This window comes from Mucilaginibacter gossypii (assembly GCF_900100945.1).
Taxonomy (GTDB): domain Bacteria; phylum Bacteroidota; class Bacteroidia; order Sphingobacteriales; family Sphingobacteriaceae; genus Mucilaginibacter; species Mucilaginibacter gossypii.
This window is the reverse complement of sequence record NZ_FNCG01000009.1, coordinates 236378-246448: the sequence shown is the minus strand read 5'-3', so window position 1 is coordinate 246448 and position 10071 is coordinate 236378. Positions and strand designations below refer to the sequence as shown.

7 protein-coding genes are annotated in these 10071 nt (G+C 42.9%); 5 read left to right on the top strand and 2 right to left on the bottom strand.

Features of this window, described 5'->3' with window-relative positions:
- The 3 genes from BLS28_RS30915 to BLS28_RS17705 all read left to right on the top strand — a co-directional run.
- Positions 1-789: FG-GAP repeat domain-containing protein (locus BLS28_RS30915; RefSeq protein WP_176844498.1), on the top strand; the 789-nt coding region annotated here is incomplete at its 5' end.
- A gap of 199 nt (positions 790-988) precedes the next feature.
- Positions 989-2719: a GMC oxidoreductase gene (locus BLS28_RS17710; RefSeq protein WP_091170306.1), complete on the top strand. Its 1731-nt coding sequence runs from the start codon at positions 989-991 to the stop codon at positions 2717-2719.
- Positions 2720-3205: 486 nt separating this feature from the next.
- A complete protein-coding gene (locus tag BLS28_RS17705; RefSeq protein WP_218134453.1) occupies positions 3206-4309 on the top strand; it encodes a vanadium-dependent haloperoxidase in 1104 nt (367 codons plus the stop codon).
- Between the two features lie 155 nt (positions 4310-4464).
- Here BLS28_RS17705 and BLS28_RS17700 read toward each other — a convergent pair whose 3' ends face one another.
- Complete coding sequence (locus tag BLS28_RS17700) at positions 4465-5169, bottom strand: helix-turn-helix domain-containing protein (protein ID WP_091170298.1); 705 nt, start codon at positions 5167-5169, stop codon at positions 4465-4467.
- A 24-nt stretch (positions 5170-5193) separates the two neighbouring features.
- Positions 5194-5541, bottom strand: coding sequence for an ArsR/SmtB family transcription factor (locus BLS28_RS17695; RefSeq protein WP_090533366.1), 348 nt, complete (start codon positions 5539-5541; stop codon positions 5194-5196).
- A gap of 175 nt (positions 5542-5716) precedes the next feature.
- Between BLS28_RS17695 and BLS28_RS17690 the strand changes: the two genes are divergently transcribed.
- Complete coding sequence (locus BLS28_RS17690) at positions 5717-8551, top strand: TonB-dependent receptor (protein WP_091170292.1); 2835 nt, start codon at positions 5717-5719, stop codon at positions 8549-8551.
- 57 nt (positions 8552-8608) lie between these two features.
- Positions 8609-9979, top strand: a complete 1371-nt coding sequence (locus BLS28_RS17685) for a beta-helix domain-containing protein (protein ID WP_091170289.1) — start codon at positions 8609-8611, stop codon at positions 9977-9979.
- Positions 9980-10071 lie beyond the last annotated feature (92 nt).

Genomic DNA, 10071 nt, shown 5'->3' with positions numbered 1-10071 from the left:
CGGATATTCCATAATGAAGGTGGGCGTTTAAAGGAAGTAACGCGCGAAGCGGGCCTGGAGTGGAGTAATGGGTGGTGGAACCGCCTGGAGATTGCGGACATAGACGGCGATGGTTACCCGGATATAGTAGCCGGCAATCATGGGCTAAACTCCAGGTTTAAGGCAACCCGAGCGAAGCCTGTAAGTATGTATGTAGGGGACTTTAGCGGCACGGGCAGCATAGAAGATATAGTATGCACCTATAACGGCGACAAACAATACCCGATGGCATTGAGGCATGACCTGGTAGGCGAACTTCCCTACCTGAAGAAGAAATACCTGCGGTACGCCCAGTACAAGGAACAAACGATGGAAGGTATATTTGGCAGGGAGCTGTTACAAAAGATGGTTAAGCTGGATGCCTGCGAAATGCGGAGCAGTGTGCTGCTGAATAAGCGGAATGGTAAGTTCCTGATGAAGCCATTGCCGGTGGAGGCGCAGTTTTCGACGGTTTTTGGGCTGGTGGTGAAAGACTATGACGGGGATGGAAAAAAGGACATTGTGCTGGGAGGCAACTTTTACCAGTCAAAACCGGAAGCAGGGATCTACGATGCCAGCTATGGGTTGCTGCTTAAAGGAGATGGGAAAGGTAGCTTTACGGCAGTTAAACCGCAGGTAAGCGGCATCGTAATAAAAGGGGCGGTACGTGATATGAAAGAGATTAAAGCCGGAAACAACAAGCTGCTGATCGTAGCTAAAAATAATGATAAAACAGAGGTACTGGTAAATGCTCCGGATAAAAAGGAGTAAATGGAATACAGTATAGGGAATAGTGATAAAATAAAATTACCTGCATTGTAAATAGGGTGGTAGTAAAATACAACTGAATCACCATCGTTGAATGATGGGCGGATAATTATACAATCCGAAGGAGCAGAAATTTATTACTGAAAAATAGAAATTGCCGAACTATAATTTAACCGAATACCAAAAATCTAAATATAGTCACATGCCAATAGATTCATTGAACGTAAATACCAAAGCTAAAATTCAAAACACCTACGATGCTATTGTAATAGGCTCGGGGATTAGCGGTGGATGGGCTGCAAAGGAATTAACCGAAAAAGGTCTGAAAGTATTAATGCTTGAACGCGGTCGTAATTATGAGCATATAAAGGATTATGTTACCGCTACAAAAGATCCATGGGAATTTGAACACCGGGGCAATGCTACCTTACAGCAGAAAACAGATAACCCTGTTATATCCCGGGATTGGGCCATGTATGGGACCGCGGCCCAGGAACCCCTGATGAAATCATGGGTAAATGAAAAGGATTGTCCTTATGTAGAAGTTAAACCGTTTACGTGGTGGCGTTCGTATCAGTTAGGCGGAAGGTCTACTTTATGGGGGCGGCAAAGCTACCGGTGGAGCGATTTTGATTTTGAAGCCAATGCAAAAGATGGTATTGCTGTTGATTGGCCTATTCGTTATAAAGAACTGGCGCCATGGTATGACTATGTAGAAAAATTTGCCGGAATAAGTGGATCGACGGAGGGCTTGCCCCATTTACCCGATGGGCACTACTTGCCGCCTATGCAACTAAATTGTGTGGAAAAAGATGTGGCATCAAGAATAAAAGCTTTTTACAAGGGGCAGCGCCACATGTTTATAGGCCGCGTGGCCAATCTTACCGCGCCTATCCAGGCAAGGACGCAGTGTCAGTTTAGAAACCGGTGCTGGGAGGGCTGCCCATTTGGCGGTTATTTCAGTACACAATCTTCAACGCTGCCCGCAGCAATGGCAACGGGTAACCTTACCGTCAGGCCATGGTCAATCGTAACCAAAATTTTGTACGATAAAGACACCAGCAAAGCGACGGGTGTTGAGGTGCTGGATGGCGAAACGAATAAAACCTATGAATTTTATTCAAAAATTGTATTCCTGAATGCTTCTGCACTGAACAGTGCATGGGTTTTGATGAATACCGCAACAGATGTATGGCAAGGCGGATTGGGCAGTAGCAGCGGCGAATTAGGACATAATATTATGGATCATCATTATATGCTCGGTGCACAAGGAACAATAGAAGGCTTCGAAGACAAATACTATTTTGGCCGCAGAGCGAATGGTTTTTATATTCCCCGTTTTGTTAACTTGTTTGGTGATAAAAGGGACTTTCTGCGCGGCTATGGTTACCAGGGAAGCGCCAGCAGGGACGGCTGGAGCCGGGATGTTGCGGAAATGAATATAGGTGCTGATTTTAAAGATGCGCTTACAGAACCTGGTGCATGGCATATCGGAGCAACCGGTTTTGGTGAAATTTTGCCCTATCACGATAATAAAATAACGCTTAATAAAGATGTGAAAGATAAGTGGGGGTTGCCTGTACTTTCAATGGATGCGGGTTTGAAAGAGAATGAGCTAAGTATGCGTAAGGATATTATTAAAGAATTGGTGGCCATGTATGAAGCGGCCGGGGTAAAGAATATCACAACCTGGGATAAAAATTATGCAATTGGTCAGGGCATTCACGAGATGGGGAGTGCACGTATGGGTAAAGATCCAAAAACATCGGTACTCAACGCGCACAACCAGGTTTGGGACGCGCAAAATGTGTTTGTAACTGATGGGGCCTGCATGACTTCAAGCGCGTGTCAAAACCCATCGCTCACTTATATGGCGCTGACCGCACGCGCGGCTCACTATGCTGTGGATGAGTTAAAAAAAGGCAATTTATAAGCGATATATTTAAGCTTTAATTTTAATAATTAATCAGACGAAATATAATTAATACAATACAGCAATATTGGTAAGCATCTGTTTTATCGCAAAACGCAGCAAATTTCAAAGCCCGAAGATACCGGGATAATAGTTCCGACTCATTATCATGGGCAGTAGATTTAAATGTCGCTATCATTTTTAGATATTATCAAATAAAAAGCACCTTTTCATATAGTAGCTATGCTGCGTCACAATTAATAAATTTTTATGAATCGTTTTTTACTTTGGCTTTCAGGGATTATCATTTTGCTTAGTTCCTGCCAAAAAGCTGATTATCAAAGGATAACTGATAATCCGGAATTGTACCGTATTACGGAAAAAAAGTTAAATGACATTATACTTGAAAATAATTTTCCGCCGGTCATTGCTTCCCGTAACTATGCGTATGCTAACATTGCCGCATACGAGGTAATATCCGCCCAAGACCCTAAAAAATTCCGGTCGTTGGCAGGTCAAATCAGGCATTTAACCGCTACACCAAAACCTGCTCCGGGTGTTGAAATTGATTACCCGTTTGCATCCTTGCTTGCCTTTTGCTATGTAGGGAATGCGGTTACATTTCCTGAGGGGAGTATGGACGAATATGTCGATGCATTAAAAAAGGAAGCAAAAGATGGCGGAATGCCGTCTGATGTATTTGAGCATTCGGTGAACTATTCAGATGTAGTTGCAAAGCACATTATGAAATGGAGCAAAACGGATCATTATGCACAAACTCGATCCGCTAACAAATACACGGTTACAAAAAAAGAAGGGCGTTGGGTACCTACACCACCTATGTATTCACAAGCATTGGAACCGCATTGGGGAGAGATTAGGCCTTTAATACTCGATTCAGCTTCGCAGGTGGCGCCACCACCACCTCCTTTATTTGATATGAAGGACATAAATAGCCAGTTTTATAAGGACGTATTAGATGTAAAGTCTGTTGGTACAAATCTTACCAAAGAGCAAAAACACATCGCTGATTTTTGGGATGATAATGCCTTTAAGTTAAACGTTGTGGGACATGCCACCTTCGGAACTAAGAAGTTCTCACCAGGCGGGCATTGGATGAATATCGCGGGGATAGCCTCAGAAACGTGCAAGGCAGATTTTAGCAGCACAGTTTGTGCATATGCTGAAACATCGATTGCTTTATTCGATGCATTTATCAACTGCTGGTATTTTAAGTATAAATATAATTTAGTTCGCCCCGAGACTGTAATAACCAAATATTTGGACCCTGACTGGAAAACATATATTCAAACGCCCTCATTCCCCGAATATGTAAGCGGCCATGCTGTAATCTCGGCCGCCGCAGCCGAGATTTTGACCAACCAATTCGGAGATAATTTTGCATATCGGGATACATCAGAGACTGAGTTTGGAATAGCACCCCGTAGCTTTAGATCTTTTAGGGAAGCAGCAATGGAAGCGGGCATATCGCGCGTTTATGGCGGTATACATTTTAAAAATTCCTGCATAGTTGGAACAGAAGAGGGTAAGCAAGTTGGGCAACTGGTATTAAACAGGTTACTTATGAAGATTAAATTGCATGAGAAATGAGTTTATATCTTAAGATCGATTCAATCTTCGCTTGTTGCCTTTAATATACATTAATGTTATACTGAATTATGCTCAGCCATTGCATTAAAAAGGATAATCACCAAGAGTGGCGTGAAAATCTCCTACATAACATATGAATGTAATATAAACAGCATTTATCGGGTAGCCCGCCTGGTTGGGAAATGTTCGGAGACGGGAATACCGGCCTGCAGCACGTTACTGACATTTTTTAATACGGCCTCGTCAAACCCACTTTTGTCAACCATTTCCACAATTTTGAAACTATAGAATTGCTTTTTTAATACATCACATTCAACAGATAGTGCCAGCGCCAGCAGTTGTAGCTTCCCCGGAGGAAAGTCCTTTTTATCTGATTCTATTCTGCTTAAGTCGCTCCGGTTCATTCCAAGTTCTGCGGATAAATATTCTTGTGAAAACTTTAATGTTGTCCTGTACTTTTTGATCAATCCACCAAAACTCAAAGCGGCAGGTGGGAGGCTCTCTTTCCCGGAAGCGACGGTGTTAGGGTTTAGTGGCTCAATAGGTGCGTAGCTGCCGATGATTTTGAAAAGATCCGCCAACTGCCTGGCAGGGCGGTTTATATCGGATGTTTTAAGCTCATATCTGATCTTTCTATTCTCGCGTCTGATGGTTACAAAGCCTGCTTTTTTAAGATCAGTGATATGCTTCGTTAATTGGCCTGGGTTAAAAGGAAGAGAAAGTAATGCCTCGTGAGACAGTATGTTGTTATTAGCGATAAGCGTTTTGAAGATACATACCCTGATTGGGAGCGCCAGCAACCTGGCAAAGTTGCAAAGTTCCAGATCTGCTTTATTGATATCCATATTTGAACCGGGCATAGATACGATATTATAGAATATAAATTAATGTTGTTCCGGTTCAGCTTCGTGGGAATCCGGTATGCCCAGTTCTTCTACGAGGCGACCATAATGTCTGGCGAATCTGCTCCACATATTTTCATTTAATGTATACAAAGATCTTTTTCCATCGATGCTAACCGAGATCAATTCGGTTTTGATCAACTCCTTCAAATGGTGGGATACTGTAGATTGTGCGAACGGTAGAAATTCAACGAGCTCGCCTGTGGTAATCCCAGGTTTCCTTGCAATGATACGGATAATAGAGATCCTACCGGGGTGCGACAGTGCTATGGATACATCTGAGATGAACTGGTCGGGATAACTGAACTCTTCTGTTTTCTTTTGTGCCATCGCTGTTTACAATTATTTGATCGTGCTAAAATAGAGTTTGTTTTTTGAATGTTGGAAGCTTCTTGATCTATTTAAGATTGTCTATAATATCGATTATTCAATATATTCTTTTTGATAATATGAAGTTAACATTGGCTTAATTTATCGCCGATAATTTTGAGCGTCATTTAAGATTATGCAAAAGTTTACTCGGCTCTTTTCTTTCATTCTTTTAAGTTTTTTAATAAGCTCCAATTCATTTGCACAGTCAGTGGGTAAAATTGCCGGTAGGGTAATCGACCAAAAGACTGGTGAAACACTCATAGGCGCGACAGTTGGCTTACAGGGCGGCAGCAAGGGCGCTGCCACCAATGTGGAAGGCCGGTATATATTGAGTGGACTTCAGCCGGGCAAATACAGTATCGTTGTTAAATACATCGGTTACCAGAGCAAATCGGTTTCTGATGTGGAAGTTCAGGCAGGTGCAGTAACCTCGCTGGATGTCGCTTTGACCCAATCTTCAACGCAAGCTCTTAATGAAGTTGTTGTGAAAGCTACTTACCGCCAGGCTTCAGTAAACGCCCTTTACGCAAGGCAGAAGAATAGTATACAATTAAGTGATGGTATATCTGCCGATATGATCCGTAAATCCCCTGACCGGAATACTGGTGACGTTTTGAAACGCGTCAGCGGAACAAGCGTGCAGGAGGGTAAATTCGTTGTTATCCGTGGTTTATCCGAAAGGTATAATAACAATATGATGAACGGGACAACGCTGCCAAGTTCCGAACCGGATAAAAAAGCTTTTGCTTTTGACATCATTCCTTCAAGTCTTGTCGATAATATTATCGTGTACAAAACGGCGACGCCAGATCTGCCCGGTGATTTTGCGGGTGGTACAATCAATACTATTACCAAAGATATTCCCGACAGCAGGTTCCTGGAAGTGGCGATAAGCGTTGGCTATAATTCCAAAACTACCCTTAAGAATAATTTTATTGATGCGAGGCCTAACGGGAAATATGATTTTCTTGGATTCGATGACGGTTCAAGAAAGCTGCCTGCGGCTTATTCTAATGTGAAAAAAGACTATACATCCGGGACAACAAGTGCCGAAAAAACCGCTATAGCGCAGCAATTTCCCAATACTTTTTATTACAAAGAAGGGCAAATGAGCCTTCCCAATATTGGTTTTCAATTTTCCACGGGCAATTCCAAAATCAATACAAATGGCAATCGCCTGGGTTATAACTTCAGTCTGAACTACAGCAATGGGCACCGTGCATCATTTGGTGACAGAATTGGTTATACCGGGTTCAATGACGCATCGAAAGAGCTTCCCCTGTACAGCTTTGACCGTAATACTTATACCAACTATAAAAGCCTTGGCGGTTTGCTGAATTTCGCTTATACATTCGGAAAAAACAAAATTGCCTGGAGAAACCTTTACAATAACGACTTTTCTGTTGACTTCGAGCAAACCAACAATGCCCTGAATTTTGAGGCCGGTCAAACAGACCCGCTGCGCTACAAAGGCTACTCTGTGGAGACAACTCAAAACGGCATTTATACTTCCGCATTGGAAGGGCAGCACACGCTGGGAAAAAAGAATATTATTTTTGACTGGAATGCTTCCTACGGTTTATCATACCGGAACCAGCCCGACCAAAGGATCGTAACCATCTATACACCTTTGAACCAGCCCGAATATATCTCATTATCCAGCGAAAACAGCCCCAAACCTAATGACCTTGGCCGTGTGTATTCAAAATTAAATGAAAATATTTACGGCGCGAAAGCAAACCTGGCAGTTCCGTTCAAGTGGCTTGATGAGTCGCAGAAATTGAAATTTGGTGGGCTTATTTCTCATCGTGACCGTGATTTCAGCATTGACGCGCTGGGATACACTGACGCCATAGGCTTCGGAAACAAAGCAATCCCGCTCACCGGCGGTTATACGATCTTTAATGTGTTCAGTCCTCAAAGTATTGCTCAAAACGGGATCGATCTGTCGCGCCTGGACCTTAGCTCCACCGATTACAAAGGAAAAGCCGATCAGGACGCGGGTTATGTGATGCTGGACAATAAGCTGAACAAAAAAATCCGTTTGGTTTGGGGGGCACGTGTTGAACGGTATGCGCAGTCGCTTAAACCGCTGGGCCAGACCGAACAGAAATATAATAATACCGATGTTCTGCCTTCGGGTAACCTGACCTATAGTTTATCGGAGAAGGTGAATTTACGTGCGGCATACTTCAGGTCGGTAAACCGCCCGGAGTTCAGAGAGCTTGCCAGTTTTCGCTATTTTGACTACCAGACTAACTTTATCGTCAGCGGTAACCCGGACCTGCAGCGAAGTATAATTGATAACGCAGACCTTCGCTTTGAATATTATCCGTCAGGAGGGGAGATCATCTCGGTTTCGGCTTTTTACAAGAAATTTAAGAATCCGATCGAGCAGATTAATCAGGGTAACGATATTTTGACTTATCAGAATGCGCTCAATGCCAAGGATTTCGGTTTTGAAGCCGAGATGAGGAAGAAACTGAATTTTATTGCTGAAGGAAGTTTCTTGAATGATGTAACATTTTATGTGAATGCTTCCTATATCAATGCCAAGGTAAAGCTGGCTGATGGCCGTAACGCGTCTACCCCCCTTCAGGGACAGTCACCCTACCTGATTAACTCGGGCCTGTATTATACGCCAGAAGGTAGTGATTTTTCTTTCAACGTGCTTTATAACAGGATAGGGGAGCGTTTACGTTTCAGGGCCGTTACCGGTGGTGTGGATATCTATGAGAAGCCGCGGAATGTGATCGATATGCAGCTAAGTAAGGCTTTATTTAAAAAGCGTGCCGAGCTTAAACTGACCGTATCCGACCTGCTTGCGCAGCCTTTTGCATTGTATAATAATTACGGAAGCTCGGGGAGTACCGCATATAATGCTAAAGAGGATAAAATAATCCAAAGCCGTTATTCGGGTTTTGGAACAACCCTTTCGTTCAAATATAATTTCAGTTTCAAAAAATAATCACGCTATACAGTAAAAGGCATTGCAATTTATTATCAATTATTATTAACAATTATTATGAAAAAAACGTTGTATTTACTTGGCTCATTAGCCATGATAGGATTAGCTTCCTGCTCAAAAAACAATGACCCGGGTACAAATCCGCCGGTTAATCCTCCTGCTGTTACCAAAATGGATGTTAGGGGAAAGATTACTAAAGACACGCACTGGACTGCCGATATTACTTACAGGCTTCGCGGTTACGTTTATGTGGATAATAATGCAACTTTAACCATCGATCCGGGAACCAAAATTGTGAGCAATAAAGACTCAGCAGGTGTGCTCATTATTTATAAAGGAAGTAAGATCAATGCCGCCGGAACTGCTGATAAGCCAATTGTTTTCACCTCGGCGGAGGCTGATCCGAAACCAGGTAATCTCGGTGGCCTTGTGATCGTTGGGTCGGCTACCGGTAATGGCAACCACGCAGTACTTGAAGGTGGCGTAGATACCGAGCACCAGCCATTCGGCGGCACAAACGACGCTGATAATTCAGGTGTTTTACAATATGTACGTATTGAATATGCCGGTAAAGCGGTTAATCCAGGTGATGAAGTAAACGGCTTAAGTATGTACACTGTTGGCAGCGGTACCAAAGTAGATCACATTGAAGTGCTTCGCGGCCTTGACGATGCTTACGAGTTTTTCGGCGGTTCATTTAATGCTAAATACCTGGTTGCCTATAACAATGCCGATGATGACTTTGATTTTGATGATGGATACCATGGTAAGATCCAATACGCGATCTCTGTTAAAGATCCGGCATTTACTGATAATAAAGGTACCAGCGGTGATATCTCCAACAATTTTGAAGTGGATAACACAACAGATGCTAAAGGTTATTTATTAACTCCTAACACATTCCCTTTGTTGTCAAACTTTACGGCTATAGGGCCTAATAACGCCACAGGAGTATCTGCGGATTACGGCTATGGTATGCGCTGGAGAAGAGGTGCAAAATTTATTTTGGCTAATGCCATCGTAATGGGAGGTCAAAAAGCGGGCTTAGACCTGGATAATGACCCAACCGCTCAGTATTATATCGCCGGAACAAGCGGTTTAAAAAACAGCTTGCTGCAGGCGGTAACATCACCTTATAAAGTTGACAAATTGGCTACAGCTGGTTTACTGGACGCAGCAGGTTTAAAAACATTAGTTGAAGGCCGTGATGGCACAAAATCATTCACTGCTGCAGCAGATATTATGTTGACCGATCCGTTTAACAATGCTGCTCCAAACTTATTGCCTAAAGCAGGTTCACCGGCAATTGTTGCGGGCAAGTTTGATGGCTCCTTATCCGATTCGTTCTTTGATAAAACCAACTATATAGGTGCGATCGATCCAGCTAATGACTGGTCAAAAGCTTCCTGGATAGTTTACGGAAAATAATCCGCAGCGTACTAACAAAAAAGACCTTTTCAGTAATGGAAAGGTCTTTTTTTATTATATGAGATAGTCAGCTTTGATTGGATCGCTAAGTT